The sequence below is a fragment of the Streptomyces sp. NBC_00887 genome, assembly GCF_045207585.1.
This window is the reverse complement of record NZ_CP108788.1, coordinates 115,752-135,681: the sequence shown is the minus strand read 5'-3', so window position 1 is coordinate 135,681 and position 19,930 is coordinate 115,752. Positions and strand designations below refer to the sequence as shown.

Annotated in this window: 19 protein-coding genes and 5 pseudogenes; 9 read left to right on the top strand and 15 right to left on the bottom strand. The window is 68.8% G+C overall.

The genetic code is table 11. The features are described 5' to 3' along the window. Nucleotides 1-51: 51 nt before the first annotated feature. Nucleotides 52-1,323, bottom strand: a complete 1,272-nt coding sequence (locus OG844_RS00690) for an IS701 family transposase (protein WP_406387371.1) — start codon at nucleotides 1,321-1,323, stop codon at nucleotides 52-54. A 201-nt stretch (nucleotides 1,324-1,524) separates the two neighbouring features. After that, nucleotides 1,525-2,133 (bottom strand): DUF2867 domain-containing protein, encoded by a 609-nt coding sequence (locus OG844_RS00685; protein WP_406387369.1) that lies wholly within the window; start codon nucleotides 2,131-2,133, stop codon nucleotides 1,525-1,527. Nucleotides 2,134-2,229: 96 nt separating this feature from the next. Between OG844_RS00685 and OG844_RS00680 the strand changes: the two genes are divergently transcribed. Then, nucleotides 2,230-2,787: a TetR/AcrR family transcriptional regulator gene (locus tag OG844_RS00680; protein ID WP_406387368.1), complete on the top strand. Its 558-nt coding sequence runs from the start codon at nucleotides 2,230-2,232 to the stop codon at nucleotides 2,785-2,787. Here the strand turns inward: OG844_RS00680 and OG844_RS00675 are convergent. From OG844_RS00675 to OG844_RS00665, 3 genes and pseudogenes are all read right to left on the bottom strand, one after another. Continuing rightward, nucleotides 2,692-3,051 (bottom strand): annotated as a pseudogene (locus tag OG844_RS00675) (transposase); the annotation flags it as partial. The gene OG844_RS00680 and the pseudogene OG844_RS00675 overlap by 96 nt on opposite strands. A 317-nt stretch (nucleotides 3,052-3,368) precedes the next feature. Continuing rightward, a complete protein-coding gene (locus OG844_RS00670; RefSeq protein ID WP_406395943.1) occupies nucleotides 3,369-3,545 on the bottom strand; it encodes a hypothetical protein in 177 nt (58 codons plus the stop codon). Between the two features lie 10 nt (nucleotides 3,546-3,555). Continuing rightward, nucleotides 3,556-3,918, bottom strand: a pseudogene (locus tag OG844_RS00665) (transposase); the annotation flags it as partial. Between the two features lie 116 nt (nucleotides 3,919-4,034). Between OG844_RS00665 and OG844_RS00660 the strand changes: the two are divergent. The 4 genes from OG844_RS00660 to OG844_RS00645 all read left to right on the top strand — a co-directional run bounded on the left by OG844_RS00660 (nucleotide 4,035) and on the right by OG844_RS00645 (nucleotide 6,717). After that, nucleotides 4,035-4,966, top strand: a protein-coding gene (locus tag OG844_RS00660; protein ID WP_406387366.1) for an IS5 family transposase whose coding sequence is annotated in 2 segments (ribosomal slippage) — nucleotides 4,035-4,412 and nucleotides 4,415-4,966 — 930 coding nt in all. Because the reading frame shifts where the segments join, the coding sequence is not laid out codon by codon here. Between the two features lie 72 nt (nucleotides 4,967-5,038). Continuing rightward, entirely contained in the window at nucleotides 5,039-5,716 is a 678-nt protein-coding gene (locus OG844_RS00655) for a GGDEF domain-containing protein (protein WP_406387365.1), read from the top strand. Next, the gene (locus tag OG844_RS00650; protein WP_406387364.1) at nucleotides 5,713-6,153 is read left to right on the top strand and encodes a hypothetical protein; all 441 of its coding nucleotides are present in this window, start codon (nucleotides 5,713-5,715) and stop codon (nucleotides 6,151-6,153) included. The genes OG844_RS00655 and OG844_RS00650 overlap by 4 nt, the downstream gene beginning before the upstream one ends. Nucleotides 6,154-6,354: 201 nt before the next feature. Further along, the gene (locus tag OG844_RS00645; protein ID WP_406387363.1) at nucleotides 6,355-6,717 is read left to right on the top strand and encodes a hypothetical protein; all 363 of its coding nucleotides are present in this window, start codon (nucleotides 6,355-6,357) and stop codon (nucleotides 6,715-6,717) included. Between the two features lie 259 nt (nucleotides 6,718-6,976). Here the strand turns inward: OG844_RS00645 and OG844_RS00640 are convergent, their stop codons facing one another. Further along, nucleotides 6,977-7,417: a hypothetical protein gene (locus OG844_RS00640; RefSeq protein WP_406387362.1), complete on the bottom strand. Its 441-nt coding sequence runs from the start codon at nucleotides 7,415-7,417 to the stop codon at nucleotides 6,977-6,979. A 406-nt stretch (nucleotides 7,418-7,823) separates the two neighbouring features. Here OG844_RS00640 and OG844_RS00635 point away from each other — a divergent pair, with 406 nt between their 5' ends. Then, a complete protein-coding gene (locus OG844_RS00635) occupies nucleotides 7,824-8,213 on the top strand; it encodes a hypothetical protein (RefSeq protein WP_406387360.1) in 390 nt (129 codons plus the stop codon). Nucleotides 8,214-8,401: 188 nt separating this feature from the next. Here OG844_RS00635 and OG844_RS00630 read toward each other — a convergent pair whose 3' ends face one another. Further along, the gene (locus tag OG844_RS00630) at nucleotides 8,402-9,001 is read right to left on the bottom strand and encodes a TetR/AcrR family transcriptional regulator (protein WP_365281050.1); all 600 of its coding nucleotides are present in this window, start codon (nucleotides 8,999-9,001) and stop codon (nucleotides 8,402-8,404) included. A gap of 98 nt (nucleotides 9,002-9,099) precedes the next feature. On the opposite strand from OG844_RS00630, the gene OG844_RS00625 reads away from it, so the two are divergent. After that, on the top strand, nucleotides 9,100-10,158 hold the full coding sequence (locus OG844_RS00625; RefSeq protein ID WP_365281053.1) for a saccharopine dehydrogenase NADP-binding domain-containing protein: 1,059 nt from the start codon (nucleotides 9,100-9,102) through the stop codon (nucleotides 10,156-10,158). A 270-nt stretch (nucleotides 10,159-10,428) separates the two neighbouring features. Here OG844_RS00625 and OG844_RS00620 read toward each other — a convergent pair whose 3' ends face one another. Further along, nucleotides 10,429-11,331 (bottom strand): LysR family transcriptional regulator, encoded by a 903-nt coding sequence (locus OG844_RS00620; protein ID WP_406387358.1) that lies wholly within the window; start codon nucleotides 11,329-11,331, stop codon nucleotides 10,429-10,431. 91 nt (nucleotides 11,332-11,422) lie between these two features. On the opposite strand from OG844_RS00620, the gene OG844_RS00615 reads away from it, so the two are divergent. Further along, nucleotides 11,423-12,250, top strand: coding sequence for an oxidoreductase (locus OG844_RS00615; RefSeq protein ID WP_365281059.1), 828 nt, complete (start codon nucleotides 11,423-11,425; stop codon nucleotides 12,248-12,250). 116 nt (nucleotides 12,251-12,366) lie between these two features. Then, a pseudogene (locus OG844_RS00610) lies at nucleotides 12,367-12,591 on the top strand (transposase); the annotation flags it as partial. Nucleotides 12,592-12,621: 30 nt separating this feature from the next. Here the strand turns inward: OG844_RS00610 and OG844_RS00605 are convergent. The 7 genes and pseudogenes from OG844_RS00605 to sigJ all read right to left on the bottom strand — a co-directional run. Then, nucleotides 12,622-13,129: pseudogene (locus OG844_RS00605) on the bottom strand (transposase); the annotation flags it as partial. Between the two features lie 326 nt (nucleotides 13,130-13,455). Next, a complete protein-coding gene (locus tag OG844_RS00600) occupies nucleotides 13,456-14,196 on the bottom strand; it encodes a hypothetical protein (protein ID WP_406387356.1) in 741 nt (246 codons plus the stop codon). Further along, nucleotides 14,193-15,896 (bottom strand): PHP domain-containing protein, encoded by a 1,704-nt coding sequence (locus OG844_RS00595; protein WP_406387355.1) that lies wholly within the window; start codon nucleotides 15,894-15,896, stop codon nucleotides 14,193-14,195. Before OG844_RS00595 ends, OG844_RS00600 begins: the two co-directional genes overlap by 4 nt. Nucleotides 15,897-16,134: 238 nt before the next feature. Then, nucleotides 16,135-16,347: pseudogene (locus OG844_RS00590) on the bottom strand (NAD(P)-binding domain-containing protein); the annotation flags it as partial. A 50-nt stretch (nucleotides 16,348-16,397) separates the two neighbouring features. Continuing rightward, the gene (locus OG844_RS00585) at nucleotides 16,398-17,237 is read right to left on the bottom strand and encodes an IS5 family transposase (protein ID WP_406387354.1); all 840 of its coding nucleotides are present in this window, start codon (nucleotides 17,235-17,237) and stop codon (nucleotides 16,398-16,400) included. Nucleotides 17,238-18,145: 908 nt separating this feature from the next. Next, entirely contained in the window at nucleotides 18,146-18,553 is a 408-nt protein-coding gene (locus OG844_RS00580; RefSeq protein WP_406387353.1) for a hypothetical protein, read from the bottom strand. 227 nt (nucleotides 18,554-18,780) lie between these two features. After that, nucleotides 18,781-19,860, bottom strand: coding sequence for an RNA polymerase sigma factor SigJ (gene sigJ / locus OG844_RS00575; RefSeq protein WP_406387352.1), 1,080 nt, complete (start codon nucleotides 19,858-19,860; stop codon nucleotides 18,781-18,783). Nucleotides 19,861-19,930 lie beyond the last annotated feature (70 nt).

Here is a 19,930-nt window from a genome sequence, read left to right as displayed (position 1 = left end):
ATGTTCTGGGCAGGGGGCGGTGGCAGGTGGTGCAGGTGCCGGTCCAGCAGTTCAGCAGGTCCTGGATGGTGTCGAGGATCTGGTAGAGGGTGAGTCCGGTGTATCGGCTTTTGGGGCCAGGCGCTGTTTGGTGAGGAAGGCGTGGGCGGCGGTGACCAGGGTGACGTGGTGATGCCAGCCGGTCCAGGAACGTCCTTCGAAGTGGTCCAGGCCGAGGCCGTGCTTGAGTTCGCGGTAGTCGTGCTCGATGCGCCAGCGGATCTTCGCCAGTCGGACCAGTTCGGCGAGGGAGAGCGTGTCGGGCAGGTTGGACAGCCAGTAGCCGGTGGGCGCCTCGGCGCCGGCGGGCCATTCGACCAGCAGCGTCACGTCGGGCAGGACGCCGTCCCAGCAGTTTTCGTCTGTGGCGGCCTGGGCGAGGCGGCGGGACTTGACCCCGGCCGGCCGCACCCGCAGGGACAGGAAATGCGAACGCATCGGCCCGCGGGAGCCTTCCCGCCAGCTCACCTCGGTGAAGGCCTGCCGCCCCTGGTCCGCCGCGAGCGCGGCCACCGGGGACGGCTTGTCGCGATAGCGGGGCTGAGGCTTGCGGCCGTTGCCGGACCAGGGCGGGGCAGTGGGCACCGCATCGTGCGAGTGGGCGGTCACGTCCGAGCGGATCGCCACCACGTAGCCGATGCTCCGGCGTTGCAGCCCGTCGCGGAAGTCGGCGTTCTGCCCGTAGCCGGCGTCGGCCACCACCACCGGCGGGATGAGACCCCAACCGGCCAGCTCGTCCAGGACGTCCAGGGCCAGGCGCCACTTCTCCCGGTGCCCGACCTCATCAGGCACCTGGCAGCGACGTCGGCGTTCGGCGTCGCTGTCCCACTCCCTGGGCAGGAACAGCCGCCACTGAAGCGGGACGGAGGCGGCATCAGTAACCGCGTGCACGCTGACCGCCACCTGACAGTTCGCCTGCTTGCCCATGGCACCGCAGTACTGGGGAGCAACCGCCACCGACATCTTCCCGTCCTTGGGGAACGACACATCGTCGACCGCCCAGGCATCCGAGCCGATCTGCGGCACCATCCGCTTGGCGATCCGCCGCCGCACCGGCACCGGATCCCACGTCGACTGGTTCACGAACTGCTGCAGGTTCTGCTCGTTGCCGTCCGGCAGCCGCTCCGCCATGGCCTGGACGGACTTGCGGCGGCCGTCCAGCATCAGCCCCCGCAGATAGCAGTCGCCCTTGGCCCGCTGGTCCTTGCGCGGCACCGATGCGAACACATCAGCGACGAATAACCCCAACTTCGCCCGAGCACGGTTCACTTCATGTGCGTCCACACCCCCAACATGCCCCCAAACAGCACCGCGAGACAGACGTAACGGAGTCCTACTAGTCCATGGCGCTCCCGATCGCTTCGAGACTGGGTTGCGGGTGGCGGGTAGAACAGCTCCACCACGATCCCTCGTGCCTTCGCTCAAGCCCCGCCGGTGTTTGAGGAGCGGGGGCTTGGGCGGACTGGGTTACGGGGAGGGGAGACGTCAGCGTGCCGTTCGGCGCGCCGTGTTCTCTCGCCACTCCCGGCCGATCGATCGCATCAGGGCCGGGTACACCCCCAGGTACCGGAAAGGTTTGATGCCGAGCATGTACAGGGAGCCGAGGCGGCCGTTGGGCTTGACCAGCACGGCCATCTGGCCGCGGTAGCCGCCGTTCCCGTCGGAGACCCAGCCGATGTGCATCAGCCCGTGCATGGTCTTGTTGGCGTACTCGGCGGCCCACTCGTCGTGTGTCTGGAAGACTGATGTGAAGGGTGCCGCGCTGAGGTCGGGCCCCCGCGGCCCCTCGCGCAGGTCGTCCGGCAGCCGGTCGCGCAGCGTCGCCACCCGGCCGCCGACGCCCGAGTCCGGCTTGTCCCAGCCGAGCAGCGCGCCGAGCTTCCAGCGCACCGCAAAAAGGAAGCGGCCCACGGGGTTGCCGCCGTCCGGACCGTCCTTGCCGTCCGCCATCTGCTGGATCAGGTGGTGCAGGTCGTCCGGGCCGCCCGGCGTCGGCAGCGCCCACAGATCCTCGAGCCGGAAGTCGCCGGCGATCTCGTGGATCCGCCAGGGGCGGGACATGTGGTCGGTTGAGGGAAGGCGCAGATCGCTCATGGCAAACCCCTGTCTATACGGTGACGTATAGATCGAGCATAGACCCATCCATACGGCTCCGTATACTTGGCCGGGGTATGTGAGGGGAGACACGGCATGGGCGCGATCCGTACGCCGCGGGAGAAGTGGATCGAGGAGGGGCTGCGGGCGCTCGCCGCCGGCGGCCCCGAGGCTGTCCGGGTTGAGGTCCTCGCCCAGGCGCTCGGCGTCAGCAAGGGCGGTTTCTACGGCTACTTCCGCAACCGCGCCGCCCTGCTGGAAGAGATGCTCGGCACCTGGGAGCGCGGGGTCACCGAGGATGTCATCGAGCGGATCGAGAACGACGGGGGCGACGCCCGCGACCGGCTCGGGCGTCTCTTCGACTTCGTGGGGTCGGGCGAGACGCCCGTGACCAGCGCCGGGGTCGAGCTCGCGATCCGCGACTGGGCCCGGCGCGACGAAGGCGTCGCGCGTTGCCTCCGCCGGGCCGACAACCGGCGCATGGACTATCTGCGCGAGCTCTACGGGGCCTTCTGTCCCGACGAGGGCGATGTCGAGGCCCGCTGCCTGATCACCTTCTCACTGCGCATCGGCGACCACCTCATTGCAGCCGACAACGGCCCGCGCAGCCGCACGGAAGTCCTCGCCGCGGTCAGGAACCGGTTGTTGGGCTAAGCGGCTCGGTGAAGTCCGCTGCTGTCCTCGGATACGGGTTCGTTGGCGGGTCAGTGCCCGGTCTACTGCGGTACCGATCGCTTCGATGCTGGTGTGGGCGCGGTCGGGATAGTCCTCGTACTTGGCCGAGCGCCAGACGTACTCGATGTCGTTGAGCTCGGGGCTGCGGGGAGGCAGGTAGAACAGCTCCACCCCGATCTTCGCCAGTTGCTCGCGGCGGCCCTTGAACACTTTGTCGATGTGCGCGGAGGCGTTGTCCAGTACCACTGTGCACGGCCGGGGCCGCCGCCAAACGGGCAGTCGGGCGCCGACACCGTCCGCGGCCAGGGACAAGGCGCCGGCTCCGCCGGGCAGGCCGGCCAGGCGTGAGCAGACGAACTCCAGCAGCACGGCCGCGTTGATCTTGCCGGGGGGTGTGCTCCCACAGCAGTTCAGGATCGGCGCCCACGACCAGCGCACCGAGCGCACGTTGACCCGCCGGTCGCGGGTGTCCTCGCGCGCCACCACTGCGCGCTGCCCTATACGTGACCAGGTGTAGCCGGTGGGCATGGTGGGCGCGAAGCCGGACTCGTCGAGGAAGATCACATCGCGCGTGCCCACGTCGGCCTCCATTCGTAAATCCGCAAGTCCTCCAGCTGGTCCCGGGCGGCCTGCTGAAGGACGGGGTCGGCCTTGTGCCGGAGGCTGTCGCGGGTGCGTTTCCGCCGAAATCCCTCGCGGTGCAGCAGCTCGGTCAGCCACGCCGCCGATACACGCACGCACGTCTCGCTCCGTGGCCAGCCAGTCGCACAGCTCGGGGGCTGTCCAGGTCACCCCTGCCTCGGCCGAGGCATCCAGTAACACGCCCAGCGCCTGCAGATCGTCGTCGGTGATCTGGGCGGGCCGTCCTGGACGCGGGGCATCGGCCAGGGCGTCGAACCCGCCGCAAGTGAAACGGTGCACCGCATCGCGGACCGTGACCGGGTTGCATTCCAGCAGGTCGGCGACCTGTGACACGGTCAAGCCCCGGCCCAGCAGCCGGATGCACTCCAACCGTCGCCGCTCGTTACGTGACAGGTCACGCCCGGCCAGCCGTCGGCGCACCTCGGCCTGCTGCTCGGACGTCAACTCCACTGTCAGGATCTTCGGCATCATCACCACTTCCCGCCAAGGCTCCTACCCCAACAGGGAGTTGACTTCACCGAGACCGCTTAGGACTTGTCCGGCCGATCATGTGACTACTCCGTTGTCGTGTCGTTGATGTGGGCATGGGGCGGGGTGATCTGACGGATTCTGAGTGGGAACGGCTGCGGCCGTTCCTGCCGGTGAGTAACAGGCGTTGTGGCAGGTGGCGGGATCACCGGCAGGTGATCGACGGGATTTTGCACCGGGTGCGGACCGGCGTTCAATGGCGTGACCTGCCCGAACGATTCGGCCCGTGGAAGACGGTCTATGAACGCCACCGCCTGTGGTCGGCCGACGGAACCTGGGAACGACTGCTCCAGCAGGTCCAGGCCGCAGCCGACGCGGCAGGCGACATCGACTGGGACGTCTCGGTCGACTCCACCATCGTGCGGGCCCATCAGCACGCGGCCGGCGCCCGAACCCAACCACCGCCGACGCCCGCCTCAAAGGGGGACGCAGCGGCAGAACACCAGGACGAGACGCCGTGGCAGAGCCTCGTCGCCCGCCTGGTGGAGGTGGTGCAGGAGGTGAGGGCCTGGGCCGCTCGCGCGGCGGGTTCACCACCAAGCTCCACCTGAGCGCGGACGGCCGCTGCCGCCCGCTGTCCCTGATCGTCACCCCCGGACAGCGGGCGGACTGCACCCAGTTCAAGCCCGTGCTGGAGAAAATCCGCGTCCCGCGGACCGGGCCGGGCAGGCCGCGCAAGAAGCCTGACAGCCTCGCGGCCGACAAGGCCTACAGCAACGGCCCCTGCCGGGACTACCTGCGACAACGGGGCATCCGGCACACCATCCCCGAGAAAACCGACAGCCAGGCCACCCGTCTACGCAAAGGCTCACGCGGCGGGCGGCCACCAAGCTTCGACGAAGAGCGGTACAAGAAGCGCAACACCGTCGAACGGGCCATCAACAGGCTCAAGCACGCCAGAGCCGTGGCCACCCGCTATGACAAGCGCGGCTACGTCTTCCTCGGAACCGCGACCGCCGCAGCCCTCGTCATCTGGCTCCGCGCATGATCGGCCGGACAAGTCCTAGACGGCTGCCCCGGGCCCATCCATCCCGTACGAGACGAGACGGAGAACCCAAGTATGTCCTCCCTCCTGCGCGTTCAAGGCCGGATCGGCCAGCGCACCCTCTTACTGACGACCGCCGCGGTGCCGCTGACCGGCTGGGCGGTCCACGCGGTCGCGCTGCACAAGCAGCTCGCCGCGACCCGCCGCGACCCGCTGACCGGCCTGTTGCGCCGCGACGCCTACACCGCCCGCGCCCGCCGGCTCCTGGCCCGCCACGGCGACGACACGGCTCTGGTCATGATCGACGCCGACCACTTCAAGGCCGTGAACGACACGATGGGACACCCGGCCGGCGACGCTGTCCTCGCGGCGTTCGGGGCCCGGCTCACCGCCTGGGCGGGCCCGCGCGCATCCGTCGGCCGCCTCGGGGGCGATGAGTTCGCGGTCGTCCTGGAACTGCCCGCACCTCGCCTGGAGCAGCGCCTCGCACAGCTGGTCCGCATGCTGCGCACGCCGGTCGTCCTGGACGACGGCCGCACCGTCGACGTCGCCGCCTCGGTCGGTGCCGCGACGCCGGACATCGTCGGCTCCAGCGACCTGGCCGTGTTGCAGCGGGCCGCCGACGCGGCCCTGTACGACGGCAAGCACACCGGCCACGCCGTCATCGCCGCCACGGCGCACACCACGGTTGCGTCGGTCAACGGCCGCCGGGCCGGGCGTCCGGGCACCAGCCTGCGAGGGCGAGCCGCATGAGCACCGCTGCTCTGCCCGAGGGCGACTGGATCCGCGGCATCAGCGTCAGGCAGCCGTACGCGGCCTGCATCCTCGCCGGTGCCAAGACGGTGGAGAACCGGACCGCCCGGTGGCGGACCGGCTGGGTGCTGCTGCACACGAGCAAGACCATCGACCAGCCCGCCCTGCGCATCCCGCTGATCGGCCGCACGATCCGCGGCCGCCAGCTGGTCACGGGCGCGGTGGTCGGCATCGCCCGGATCACCGGCTGCCACCAGGACCACGACGGAGCACCGCTCTGCTCGCAGTGGGCGCACCCGGGAGCCTGGCAGCTGGCGCTTGCCGACGTTCAGGAGCTGCCCCTGCCCGGCCCGGCGCGCGGGCAGGTCGTGCCGTGGAAGCCGTCGCCGGACCTGCTGGACCGCGTGTTCCAGCAGCTGCCCGCCTTCCGGCCGTGACACGCCGCTCCAGCAAGACGCCGCTGTTCGAGCCGGGTCTGATCCCGGCTCCCCCCGTCATCTCCAGTATCCGCAATACCGGCTGCGGCACACACGCCAGCGCCAGCGCAACATCGCTCAGCCCGGCCCGCCGGGAAGCCCTGACCAGCACGTTCAGCCCGGCCGAATCGCCGAGCTGGGCAAGCGGGGTGCTTCTTCGGCATGGGCTGGCTGGAGTTGCGGGAACAAGTGTCCGGCATGGGCCAAGGTGTGAATTCTTCCGAACCAGACATCGAGTCGGCGGCCACGGGGCGTCTGCTCGATCTCGTGCGCTCCCTCGTCACCACACACGTGTCGTGGAAGCCGCTCTTCATCGGCGCGGTCATCACGGGCGACGACCGCATGCGCCTCTACTTCCGTTCACCGGAACGGGACCGCACCTACGGCGTGGATGTGCTGATCAGTCATACGGGTCCTGGCCTGATCGGCTCCCTGGTTTCCCCAGCGTTCTTGGCGAACGAGTATCTGCACCAGCCTTCCGACGACCCACACTGCGACGTGATCGTGGATCTCACCGATTACTGATCTGGTTTGTCGAGCCGCTGCCATGGCACGTGGTGCCGGTTCCTTTCTTGACGGTCCGCCGACTCCGTCGGCGGACCGTCAAGAAAGATCGAGGCTAGGCCCGCGTTCCGCATCTCGAAGGCCAGACAACAACCGGATCAGCACCGGGCGGCGGCCCGGCGCTGAGCGGCGCGTCTTCAACTCGAACACGTGCGTCACCCGCAACAGGATCGCGAGCGGGTCGACTCGATTTCGGTAGCCGCGGGTGCGGCGACGGTCGTCAGAGTTTCGTGCGGTGCGCGGTTGTCCAGTGCTGGCGGCTACGCATCGCTGCCTGGAGACGCCGGTTCAGCGCCGGATCACCGTCGAACGGGTCCACCCCCGCACCCACCACCACGGTCCTGGCAGCCATGTGCTGTGCCACTGACGGCGTGGTCAGTCGCTGCTCCAGCTCGGTCAGTTCATCGCGGCTGAGGTAGACCCCCGGCGAGATTTCCAACCTCATCCGGTCGTCGGGGGACTGGTGCGCCGCCATCCACCAGCGCAGGCCGTCCTCCCGGCCCAACCGGGCGTAGTTCGCTGGGCCCGCCACCATCTCCCAGTAAGTGGGCTGGAACTCGGGTGGCACCAGCGACGACATCGCGTCGTTCAGCTCCGGCTTGTGTTTCCAGACGAACAGCAACTCCGTGTACGGCCGGTAGCCCACGCCTATTCCAGCCAACGCCGGATCCTCTCATCGCTGTCCACTGATAGAGACGCCAACGTATCGCGACGCGTCAAAAGGTCAATCCCAGCGCCCTGGGGCGTGTCCCAGCTAACTTCGCTGCCCTATCGAACGCGTCGGCGGTGTCGCAGATCGGGAACTGCAGGCGTGACTTCTGCACCTGCTCGTCGGTCATCCCGTGGGCGCTGCGAGCCACCTGAGCTTTCATAGGCGTGCTCGTCCACGTCTTGATCAAATAAGCGGAGATTGCTCCTGAACTGCAACGATGGGACTGTCTAGGGTCCTGTTGGCTGCACGGAAAGAAGCACTCTCCAGGTGAGCAAGCGTATCGGGTTGTACCCGCGCGTCCGCGTCGAGGGCACCGGGCTCCGAACCACCCCAACGCACCTGACGAGAAAAGCCGATGACCACACCCACCACCGACCAGCCCGTCATCCCGGACTGGCTCGCCGCCGCCGAAGCCGCCCACCAGGAGCAGAAGATCGGCATCGTCGCCCAGGTCCTGCAGCGTGTCCAGCGCCACGCCGAACTGATCAACGCCCGCCTCGCCGACTTCGGCATCGAGCCGATCGAGGCCGCCGGCCTCGACGACCGCGGCAACCTGCGGCTCGCCCGGCTGACCCAGCCAGAGTTCGAGCCGTACACCTACTACGAGGTGCGCGCGGCCTGGAGCCAGGACGAACCTCTCGCCAGACCACTGCGGCCTGCTCAGCTTCGCCGGAGCCGTCGTTCCGCCCAGGGCCACCAAGCCTGGCGGGAAAGACCGAATGCCGGCGGTGAACGGCGTCGGTGAGCCGTGTGCGGGAAAACCGCATGCACGGTTCGAAGTGGCGGGAGCAGGAGAAGGAATGACCTGGCCAAGGTCACCAGCGGTGGCACAGCCGACCGGGAAACCGGAGGAAGAAAAGGCCCTGGGCCCTAACGTCAGACACCATCACCTCGCCTGCTCCCGCCCCGACTCGTAGAAGGCTCACACCTGATTCATGACACTCCCCCGCCGCGGTCGAGTCGCTCGTGTATCGCGCGGCGGGCGCGGTCGTAGGCGTCCGGCTGGCCGAGGAGTCTGCGGGCGTAGTTGGCCTGCAGTGCCGCGCCGTGGAATTCGAAGATGAGTTGCTCGACGTCGGTGTCGGAGGCGAGTTCACCGAGGCGGCAGGCGAGGCGGATCTGCTTGCGCAGGGTCTCGTATCCGCTGGCCGCCGCATTGGTGATCGCGTCACGGACGGGCCCCACGCGGCCGTCGAACTCGTTCGCGGTGGCGAAGAAGAAGCAGCCGCCTTCGAAGGTCTCGAGGTAATCGATCCAGGCTTCGAGCAGGGCGCGCAGGCGGGGCAGCCCGTCGTCCGCGTGCTCGGTCTTGCGCAGCACGCGTTGGGCGAAGTCCTGCGTCGCGGCGGCGACGACCTCCAGCTGCAGTTCCTGCTTGGTACCGAACAGGCCCTGCACTCCGCTTTTACTCATGCCCAGCGCGCTCGCCAGCCCGCCCAGCGAGATTCCTTCCAGACCCTCGACCGACGCCAGGTGCATCGCGCGCTCCAGGACGGCGCGGCGGCGCTCGTCTCCAGGGCGGTAGGTAGACATGCTTCCATCCTAAAGCAGAATACGAACGTCCGCATTGTCATATACGGTCGTACGTATTAGGGTCACTGCAACCAGTCCTCGCCCGCCAGGAGATTCGTGTGAAGATCGCTGTCTACGGAGCAAACGGATACACCGGAAAGCTCATGATCGAAGAGCTGCGCCGCAGAGGCTTCGACATGGTGCTCTCCGGCCGCAACGCCACGCGGCTGCGTGCCGCCGCCGACGGGGCGGGCGCCGGCGACGCCGAGCTGCGTATCGCCGACGCCGACGACGAGCCGGCGCTGGCCGAGGCGTTTCACGGCTGCGACGCGGTCATCAACTGCGCCGGACCCTTCATCTCGGCGGGCGAGCCGGTGGTACGCGCGGCCATCGCCGCCGGCTGCCACTACGTCGACACATCAGCCGAACAGCTCTTCCTGCAGCGCGTCTTCGACACCTACGCCGAGGACGCCGAGCGCGCCGGAGTGAGCGTCATCCCGGCAATGGGCTACGACATCCTCCTCGGCGACATGATCGCGCACCTCACCGGTCAGCGCACCGGACCGGTAGAGGAGCTCACCGTCGCCTACCGCGTGGGCGAGTTCGACATGACACGCGGCACCATCCGCTCGGCGGTCGAGATGATCAGAAGCGGCGACGTCGTCTACGAGGACGGCCAGTGGAGGGCGGGCGGCATCCCGGCCAAGCGCACATCGTTCGCCTACCCCGGCGACCTGGAGGAGTCGCCGACACTCAGGTGGCCCGGCGCCGAGGTCATCACCGTTCCCCGCCACGTGCCCGCACGCCGTGTCGAGGTCATCATGGACGCGGCGGCGTTCACCCCGGAAATGTCCGCCCTCCTGCAGTCCCCGGCAGACGAACTGGACACGTTCGTCAGCGGTCTGCCGGAGGGCCCATCGGGCGACCGGCGTCCAGCCGCCACCTTCACCATCGTCGCGGAGGCCCTCGGCGAGGACGGACGAAAGGCCAGGGGAGAGCTGCGGGGCACCGACATCTACGGGATCACCGCCGTGATCGCCGTCGAGGGGGTGCGCCGGCTCGTCGCCGACGGAGCCCCCGGCGGAGTGCTCACGCCCGCGCAGGGTTACGACTGCGTCGGCTTCCTCGACTTCCTCGCCCCCCACGGGATCACGTGGAACGTGGCGATCACGAGCTGAGCACGCAGCGTCCCTTGCCCATCGCACACCGGACCGGAGCGGTGTCGCCGATGGCGAGAACTCCGTCAGCAGCGTCTGCTGGAGCCCGAGGAGGATGGAGGGGCTGCCGTTGTCGCACATGGTGACCCGGTAGCTATGTACGCCAGTTGCGGCTCTGGCACAGGTCTTGGGGAGGAGTCGCGGAGGGTAGCCGCACTGTTCGATTGCGGGACCGCGGGATGTCGGTGTGGGACGGCTGGGGAAGTCGGCTTCGGCTCATGGGTGGTGCGTTCAGGGTTGTCCGGTCGCCTGTCGACAGGCTCGTGCGTAGTCCAGTACCAGGGGACGGTGGTCGTCGGCACGCCAGGCGAGCGCGAGCCGGCTGGGGGAGATACCACGCACCGGGCGGGTGACGACGCCGCCCAGGGCAATCAGTGGTGCGTTCCCGCTGGCCAGCAGGCAGACGCCGCGTCCGTCCACGAGCGCTTCGTACGTCTCGTCGGTACTGGCGATTTCAGCCCCGATGCGCAGCGGCCTGCCACCGCGGGCGTCCAGCGCGAGCCAGTAATCCCGCAGCGCCCCGGCGCTCTCCGGTAGCGCGAGGAAGGGCTCGTCCAGCAGGTCGGCGAAGTCGATGGCTGCGCGAGCGGCCAGCAGATGCTCCTGGGGCAGGGCGACCAGGCGCGGTTCCTCGGCCACCACCACCCAGGTGTAGCGGTCGGGGTCAGGCAGGGGCAGCCAGATGAAAGCGAGGTCGCTGGAGGCGTCCGAGAGTCCCGCGGTCGAGTCCTCCCAGCTGACCTGGCGCAGTTTCACGGTGACGTCGGGGTGTGCGCCGGTGAAGCGGGATCTGATCGCCGGCAGCAGACCGCTGCGGCCCGGGCTGGTGCTCATCCCTACGAGGAGGGTCGTCCGCTGCCCGGCCTTGGCGACCTCGACCGCCTCCCGCGCGGCGTCCCAGGCGGCGAGCACCTGAGAGGCGTGGGGCAGCAGCGCGGCACCCACCGGCGTGAGTCGGACACCCTGCCGGTCGCGCTCGAACAGCGGCGCGCCGAGCTGCCGTTCCAGCATCCGGATCTGCTTGCTCAGCGCGGGCTGGGAGACGAACAGCCGCTCGGCCGCACGGGTGAAGTGCAGTTCCTCCGCTACGGCGGCGAAATACCGAAGATCCCTCCCATGCACATCCATAACCATTGGTTATCACAGCGGGTCTTGGACGGGCGACCGATGCCCCGGCAGGGTTGAACCCGAAAGATCCGCAGCACTTTCCGGGAAGGGATGTCCGATGAGCAAGGTATGGCTGGTGACCGGGGCGAGCAGCGGCTTCGGCCGCGCGATCACCGAAGCGGCGGTCGCCGCCGGGGACGTGGTGGTGGCCACCGCGCGCCGCGTCGACGCGCTGGCCGGCCTGGTCGCCGCGCACCCCGACCAGGTGGAGGCGGTGCCGCTCGACGTCACCGACACCGCAGGAATCGAGGCCACCGTGCTGAATGTGGTGGACCGTCACGGCAGGATCGATGTGCTGGTCAACAACGCCGGACGCAGTCACATCGGCGCCGCCGAGGAGACCACCGACGCCGAACTGCGGTCTCTGTTCGACCTGCACCTCTTCGGCCCCGCCGCACTGGTCCGGGCCGTGCTCCCGCACATGCGCGCCCGACGCAGCGGCGCGATCGTCCAGATGAGCAGCATGGGCGGTCAGATGTCCTTCGCCGGGTTCTCCGCCTACAGCGCCACCAAGTTCGCTCTGGAAGGATTCTCGGAGGCGCTGGTCGACGAGGTACGCCTGCTCGGTATCAAGGTGCTGATCGTCGAGCCCGGCGCCTTCCGCACCAGCCTGATGGGCAACATCAGCGCCAGTGAGGAGATCGCCGACTACGCCGAGGCAGTCGGTCCCACCCGGCGGATGGCCCAGACCGCCGGCGGCGCGGAACCAGGCGACCCAGCCAAGGCCGCGGCGGCGATCCTGGCCGCCTTGGACGCCGAGCAGACCCCGCTGCACCTGCCCCTGGGCAGCGACGCGGTCGACGCGGTCCTCGCCCATCTCGACGCCGTCCGCTCCGACCTCACCACTTGGGAGAAGACCGCTCGCGATACCGCCCATCCGCGATAAGGCAGCGGGACTGGTCAGTCGTGGCAGTACATCAGGCGACGGGTGTCACTGAGGAGCCTTGAAATCGGCCAAAGCTACCGATTGCCTCCGTACATGATCGGCCGGACAAGTCCTAGACGGATGAGAAGGACGCGTTCGTCATCGCCGACCAGGCACGCATGCGCCAGGACCTCGGTCTCCTGCGGCCCGGCGACGAGATAGCCGTCGACCTGCGCACCCTCACCGCCCGCCGCCTCGACCTGGTCAACGACCGCACCCGTCAGCCCAACCGGCTGCGGACCCAACTGCTGGAGTTCTTCCCTGCGTTGGAGCGGGCACTGAGGAGCAAGAAGGGTCCGGTCATGGGTGGGTGGCGGGCCTGAGCGTGAGTAGTCACCCGGCCGCCACTGGCCAGCGGCGACCAGCCGCTCGACGACCTCGCGGACCTGCACCGTGGTCACCGCGGCGACATCGGTTCCTGGCTCCAGGCGGACCGCGTCCAGCACCGCCGTCCAAGACGTGCGGCCGGTCTCCAACGCAGCCACCACCGAGTACGGCCAGCCCGGCACCATCTGATGCTTGCCCTCACCCCGGCCGAACGTGTGACAAAAGGCCCGGTCAGCACACGCGTTGGCGTCCGGACGCAGCCACGGCGAGACATCCACCGCCAGCACGAGCCGACCGTCCGCTGCCCTCGGCAACGGCACCTCGACGAGGGTCCGACGCAGCCGGCCACGTCGATCCGACCGTGGTTGAGTCCGCCGTACAAAGCCCCGTGCCCACGACGGTGTTCAGGCGCGAGCGCGAGATCAACCAGCGTCCGCACCGGCCCGTCCGTGCACAGCAGCGCGCGTACAGCTCCGACCGGAAGTGTGGCACTTCCGCGAACGCATCCCGCAGGACGCCCTGACGCACCAAACTCACGACCACGGCCTTCGCGTTGATCCACTCTGTGACGGAGCACGGGATCAGACGGAGGCCGCCTTCTCGTCCGCTGAAGTGCGAAACTCTGACAAAGTTCGAGCCGCGTTCGACACCGGACCATAAATGACAAGGCCGGAGTCTGTTCCTGACCCCAGGACGTCCGGTTGTGGCCTTTGGCGCTTCAGTTGGCGGATGAGCGAGTGAGTTGGCGAGACTGAGTTCCTTGGACGGCGCATTGCGAGGGCATGGGCCAGGAGCTGGTCGCGGTCGTAGACCAGATCGTGGCCGCGGTGATCGGGGGTTCAGTACGGGGAAGGCGTAGGAGACGATTCCCCAGCTAGTGATCTGGGTGGCGCAAGGGCGGGCAGCGCGGCGCGAGGTGGGCGCGCTGGCGAGGTGTGGTCTGCGCAGCAGGGAGTGGGGTTGGGCACCTCGAACGGTGCGAGAGTGCCGCCGACGGCCGGTACCAGGGAGAGGGTCAGGCGTCCGCCTCGCCATTCGGGCCGTACGTGGTCGCGGGTGAGCACCAGTATGGCGGGATCAAGTTCGTGATCGCCGGTCGGTGGCGTGCCCACCACGGAGACCTGGTCGATGGCGGTCAGGGTGAGCAGGTCAGCCACGGTGACCGTGCCGGTGAGGCGCTCGGCTGCGGGGTAGACCACGGCTCGGCCGCCACGCTGTTGGGCGTGTTCCTCGGCGGCCAGCGTCGCCCCGCGGGTGGCCTGCACCGGGCCCTGCTCGCGTCCGCCCAGGACCGCGCCCTGCTCGCGTCCGCCCAGGACCGCGCCGGCATCCGGCCCCAGCACGTCCGCCAGGCGCTCCCACACAGCCTCGGCCACCTCGGCGTCGGGCAGCGCGAAGGTGATGGCCACGCACCGGCGCTCATCGGTGCGGATCAGATGGGTGCAGGCGATCGTGACCGGTGGAAGGCCGAGTCGGTCCATCAAGTGGTGGATGAGGTGGTCGGCCTGGCGCAGGCTCGCCGTCCCGGCGTCCACCCCGATGACGGGCTGGACGCCGGGCGCGTGATGCGGTGCGGTCATGCGGGCAGGACCCACATCGGGTTGGAGTAGAACCACAGGTCCTTCCACGGGTCGGCGTCGCCGACCACGTCCATGGCCGGGCCCACCGGGTCGATCGCGGCGCCGTTGATGCCGACGGCGGTGCGGTTGCCGTCGGTGCCGCGCAGCCGGACGTAGACCGGTTTGTCCACCCGGCCCAACGAGTAGGTCAGGCGCACCGTGCCGGTGGACTTGTTCACCTCGAACGACTTGACGACCTTGGTGTTCGGCGTGGTGAAGGTGTCCTTGTCGGAGACGGTGCCGGTGACGTCGCCTTGGATGACATCCACACGGGCGAGCGCGGGCACGAACTGGGCCCAGTTGGGGCAACCCGCCAGCGCGATGTCGATGACCAGGTCGACCTGGCTGCCGCTGCGGACGTGGAGTACGCCGCCGAGCGTGACTGCGTTGAGGCCGGACCTCACCCGGGCGTTGAGGCCGCTGATGAGGCCGCCGTGGTCGACCCAGACCCGGCCGGCCCGGATACCGTCCATGACCGACTTGTACGAGAAGGAGGCCGCGCCGACGTGCGTGCGGCTGTACTGGCCGGGCCAGAAGTCGCCGTCGGTGAGGTTGAGGCCGCCGCCGTAGACCGGGTCGTTGAAGTAACCGTTGGTGGTGAAGTCGCTGTTCGGGCCGGGCACAGCGGTGTCGGCGTAGACGCTGTGCGAGTCGGAGTTGGCGGTGATCCACCACGGCTTGCCCTCGGCGAGCAGGCTGTCCCACAGGCCGCCGACGGTGGCGGTCATCCAGTCGAAGCCGCCCCAGGTGCGGTAACTCTCCAGCGGGTACCCGGCGTACGAGGCGGAGCCGGGGCTGTTGTCGTAGTAGCCCCGCCCTGAACCGGCACCGGCCGGGGCGGCGATACCGGCGGCCTGATGGCCGGGGGCGCCCTCCATGCCGACCGCGATGGTGGGCTGGGCGTCGCGCCAGGCACGGATCTCGTGCGGAGAGTCGATGCCCTTGCGCGCCGGGTGGTTGGCGAGCATCAGCGCATCCTTGACCTTGCGCCGCTGGACCTGCTCAGCGAGGAAGTTCAGGCCGGAGATGGCGAGGGCCTCGTTCGCCGGAGTGCTGCCGGTGGCCTTCTTGACGGCGCCGTCGAAGGAGTTCTCGAACTCCTTCAACACGGCCACCTCGTTCTTGCCGGGGTGCACGAAGACGGTGCCGTGCTCGGCGGCCGGGATGTTCCACTCGAGACCCTGGAAAACCAGCGTGTCGTCGATCTGCGCGCGGGCGGCGACGATGTCCGGGTTGACCTTCTCCACACCGATCTTCGCATGCTGCTCGCTGCCGTGGTCGGTGATCACCATCCAGTCAAGGCCGTGCGCGTTCGCCTGCCGCACGTGGTCGATCACCCGGTACTTGCCGTCCGAGCTGTACTGCGTGTGGATGTGATGATCACCGGCCAGCCATAGGTACCCGCCGGAACTCCCACCTGTGGAAGTCGCCGACGCGGGCACCGCCGCGGCGGCCTGGCCCGCCCCGGCGAGGACGCTGCCCGCTGCGAGACCCGCCCCGAGCAGGCCGGTGCGTCGCAGCATGGAGCGCCGCGAGAGCTGGTTGGGGGTCAGTTCCTCGTCCGGCACCGTCATGTCGAGGGCGGGCGGCAGGGACAAGGCGTCGCCGCTCTCGTGGTGGTGATGGTGGTGACCGTGGTCGTGTCTGTGGCCGTGGTTCATGCTCAACTCCGCTGACAGCAGGGACTACACGCGTGGGACATGCAGAGTCTGCGAAGACCGCATGAACAGCGGGCATCCGGGTGATGGTGGGGCGAGGAACTGCGCATGTGGACCGAAAGCGCGTATCTTCCCCGGTGGCACGCCCTTGATGGTCGGCGTTTTCGGAATGGGGTTCCGTGATGTGGGCCGGGCTGCTAGTGGGCGGCCTGAGTGCCGTCCGCGACCGCAGCTTCTACTCCACCGTGTGCAGCTGGTGACCTTCGAAGGCTGCTTGGCCGGGGACGGCGGGGAGGAAGGGCCGCCACCAGGTACCGGTCGCGCTGATCACCGCTTGGGCGTGCCAGGTGCCGGAGTCGGTCTCCACGCGGAGGAGCCCACCGTCCCGGTGGACGCCCAGGATGCGTACCGGACGCTCGACGGGCAGTTCATAGCGTTTTTCGTAGTCGGTGAGAGGGCGTTTCATCCCGTTGTTTCATCCCGGATTGGCATGTTGCGGGTGGTTCATGCGCCGCGCCATGTGGGGGTGGATTCGGCGGTGAGTCTGCGGGTCATGAGGTTGATCATTGCGAGCTGGATCATGGCTTCGGAGCGATAGGGCTTGGCCTCGTAGTCGCGGGCGAGACGGCGGTGGTTCATGAGCCAGCCGAGGGTTCGCTCGACGGTCCAGCGGCGGGGCAGGACAGAGAATCCCCTGGTCGTGGGGTCGCGGCGAACGATGTGCATGTCGATGCCGAGGGTGGCGGCGTGCTCGACGAGGTGCTGGCGGTAGCCGCCGTCGACCCAGGTCTTGCGAACGGTGGGATGTTCGACCGCGACCCTTTCGATGAGGGTCCGGCCGGCGATCGAGTCCTGCACGCTCGCGGCGGTGACCAGCACCGTCAGAAGCAGGCCGACGGTGTCGATGACGATGCTCCGCTTGCGGCCGACGATCTTCTTCCCGGCGTCGATACCCTGCCCGGCCGCGGGGACGTTGGTGGAGGTCTTGATGCTCTGGGAGTCGATGACACATGCGGTCGGTTCCTCCTCGCGGCCTTCCTGTCTGCGGACTTGACGCCTCAGCAAGCTGTTGAGCTGGTCGAAGACGCCTTCCGCCTGCCAGCGGGCGAAGTAGGCGTAGACCGTGTTCCAGTGCGGATAGTCGTGCGGCAGATAGCGCCAGGGGATCCCGGTTCGGTTCACGTAGAGGACCGCGTCCAGCAGACTGCGCAGGTCGTGATCCGGTGGCCGGCCGATGTCCAGGCCGCGGCCGCGGCGCTCGGACCGCCAGGCGGTCAGGACCGGCTCGACCAACTCCCACCGGGCATCGGACAGATCACTGGGATAACGACGACGTTCAGACACGATTTCGGGCTACCCACTCATGACCCGCAAGGCCCGGGCGCAGACGCCGGCGCCCGAAGCACACGGCGCACAACCCGGCGTCCTGGGATGAAACAGGAGCAGCCAGGCCAAGGCGGCGCGAGAACCACGACTCGTGCACCACCATTCACGCCAGCCTCAACAGCCCCAGGCAAGTCCAGGCCCATACCCGGGTACAGCGGCCCAAATATGAGCTAAACGCCCTCTGAGTAGGTGTTTTTGATCCCTGGCCGTGAGGTGTGAACGGCTGGATGATCTGTGGTGTGGGGGTTGGTGGGACGGCGCGGCGGTACTGCCGGGAGCGTGGTGATCCGCTGCCGCGGACGATGGCGGCGGAGGCGGTGTTCTGCTCGGGTCGGTGCAGGTCACGGCGATGGCGGACCCGGCAGCGGGTGGCTGCGATGCAGCGGGGAGAGCAGGCGGAGTGCCCGGTCTGCGCGCGGTCGTGGACGGTGGGGGTGGAGCGGTCGAAGGCGGCGGTGTGCTGCTCGGACCGTTGCCGGGTGCGGGCCTGCCGTCAGCGGCGGGCGTCACGGAACGGCGTTACGGAAACGCCATAGCCGAACGCCTCACGCACACCTCGAACACCCCAGGCTTTGCAAGGTAGTTGGGAGCGATTGTCGAGCGCTTCGAGCGCCCCTGACTCACGCCCTGTCCCGGCGTGTTGCGCGCGCGTCACGGTGGACAGTGACCGGGGCCGGCGCCCCCTTGACCGGTCACGTCGTGGTGGCCGGACCGGACCCGGGCGAGGCGGTGGTCTTCATGACCGACGTGGCCGACCGGATCGGGAACGTCACTACGTACGCGTCGCCGTATTCATCATCGCGACGTTCACCGTGATCTACGCCGGATCTATGCCGCAGCGGTGGTGACTATCCCGGGCCTGAACATCACCGCCATGGCAGTGTCCACAACTCCAGGCGCGCTTCCGGCGCGTACAGCCGAGCCCGTTCCCTCGACAGGCCGCCGACGGCCGCGGCGATGCGGTCCAGCTCCCGGCGCTCGCCGGTGTCGGCGCAGCGCCGCAGCGCGTCCCGGGCGCCGTTGTACGCCTCGATCGTCGGGCACTGGGCGGCGTACTCCTCTAAGAACTTGCGGTAGCGCTGCTCCAGTTGCGTCCAGGCATCGGCGAGCACCGCGGAGTCGGCGGACAGATTTGGGTCGGTGCGCGCGATGGTGAGCCAGCGCTGGTACTGCTCGTCGTCACCCGGTGCCCGCCGGGCGGCGTGCCGTGCGTAGCACCCGCACCCCGCACCATGGCCACCCTGCGCAACCTCACCATCGGACTCATGCGCCAAGCAGGCTGGACCAACATCGCCGCCGCAGCCGATCACTACCGGTCACGCCTCCAGCACGCGATCGCCATGCTCCGACTCACAGCCACCAACCACCTCTAACGAACCGGGCGGTTCAAGGTGCGGCCGAGGCGGTAGATCCCCAGTCGGCCCTCGCACCAGTCCTCGGCCCTGTACCCGCCTCCGGCCGGCGTGCCCCCGTCTCGCGCGAGTTCGGGTGCTTGGCGCGGTCATGCGCGCTCTCCGGGGGCGGGCGGTTGGCAGAGCTCGGGGCGGCCCGGGGCCGTGACCTCGTCCGGCGCGTTCAGCTTGTCCGGTCCTACGTGGGTGAGCTTGGCGGGGTTGGTAACGATGTAGACGCCGGAGACCTGGTCGCCATCCGGGGTGAGATCCATGACCATGACGGCATACGGGGAGTCATCTGTGAACAGCACCGCGGCGTCGTCGCCGTTGACGCGACGGTAGCGGATGTCCAGATCCTCGGTGCGCCGCGTGGCGTATCCGGCCAGCATGCGGGCGGCCTTCTCCCGGCCGTGGACCGGGCGCAGCCCGGCAGCCTGCCGCGCGCCTCCGCCGTCGATCCAGACCGTCACGTCAGGGGCAAGGATCTCCATGAGCGCGTGGATGTCGCCGCCGAGGGCGGCCGCGACGAACCGCTCGGTGGCCTCCCGCCGGACGCGGGGGTGGGCGTGGTAGCGGGGGCGGCGGGCGTGGACATGGGAGCGGGCCCGGCGTGCGAGTTGACGTACGGCGGCAGGCTGCCGGTCGAGCATGCCGGCGATCTCGGTGTGGGGGTAGCCAAACACCTCGTGGAGGACGAACACCGCCCGTTCCAGCGGTGTGAGGGTCTCCAGGACCACGAGCATCGCTATGGAGACCGAGTCGGTACGGACCGCATGGTCGGCGGTGTCCGGGGCGAGGCCGGCGGTGGCGTCGGTGACCAGGGGTTCGGGCAGCCAGGGACCGACGTACGTCTCCCGGCGGAAGGCGATGGCGGTCTGCCGGCCGAGCGCGTGGTTCACCGCAATGCGTACGAGGTAGGCGCGCGGGTTGTCGATCTCCGCCAGCGACGTCCGGCGAATCTTGCCGGACCAGGACAGCCAGGTCTCCTGGAGTACGTCCTCGGTGTCGGCGACGCTGCCGAGCATGTTGTAGACGACAGAGAAGAGCAGCTCGCGGTGGTCGACGAAGAGCTGCGTTGCGCCGTGCGCAGGCTCGTCCTGCCGCTGTCCCGTGCCTTGTCCGCGCGGGGCGTCCCGTGCGGGTCCTGCCTCGTGCGTGACCGGGCTGTCATCGGGTTTGGCCGCCATGGATCGCCTTCCTGTGTGGCATTCACTACTGAGAGGGACAGAGCGGCCGGAGTGTGACATCCATCCCGCC

Bases quoted from the DNA above. Each gene is read 5' to 3' on its own strand.
- OG844_RS00600 (WP_406387356.1), bottom strand. From the start codon at position 14,196: ATGACCGCACCGCATCACGCGCCCGGCGTCCAGCCCGTCATCGGGGTG.
- OG844_RS00620 (WP_406387358.1), bottom strand. From the start codon at position 11,331: ATGGTTATGGATGTGCATGGGAGGGATCTTCGGTATTTCGCCGCCGTA.
- sigJ (WP_406387352.1), bottom strand. From the start codon at position 19,860: ATGGCGGCCAAACCCGATGACAGCCCGGTCACGCACGAGGCAGGACCC.
- OG844_RS00685 (WP_406387369.1), bottom strand. From the start codon at position 2,133: ATGAGCGATCTGCGCCTTCCCTCAACCGACCACATGTCCCGCCCCTGG.
- OG844_RS00650 (WP_406387364.1), top strand. From the start codon at position 5,713: ATGAGCACCGCTGCTCTGCCCGAGGGCGACTGGATCCGCGGCATCAGC.
- OG844_RS00595 (WP_406387355.1), bottom strand. From the start codon at position 15,896: ATGAACCACGGCCACAGACACGACCACGGTCACCACCATCACCACCAC.
- OG844_RS00645 (WP_406387363.1), top strand. From the start codon at position 6,355: ATGGGCTGGCTGGAGTTGCGGGAACAAGTGTCCGGCATGGGCCAAGGT.
- OG844_RS00615 (WP_365281059.1), top strand. From the start codon at position 11,423: ATGAGCAAGGTATGGCTGGTGACCGGGGCGAGCAGCGGCTTCGGCCGC.
- OG844_RS00680 (WP_406387368.1), top strand. From the start codon at position 2,230: ATGGGCGCGATCCGTACGCCGCGGGAGAAGTGGATCGAGGAGGGGCTG.
- OG844_RS00630 (WP_365281050.1), bottom strand. From the start codon at position 9,001: ATGTCTACCTACCGCCCTGGAGACGAGCGCCGCCGCGCCGTCCTGGAG.
- OG844_RS00635 (WP_406387360.1), top strand. From the start codon at position 7,824: ATGACCACACCCACCACCGACCAGCCCGTCATCCCGGACTGGCTCGCC.
- OG844_RS00655 (WP_406387365.1), top strand. From the start codon at position 5,039: ATGTCCTCCCTCCTGCGCGTTCAAGGCCGGATCGGCCAGCGCACCCTC.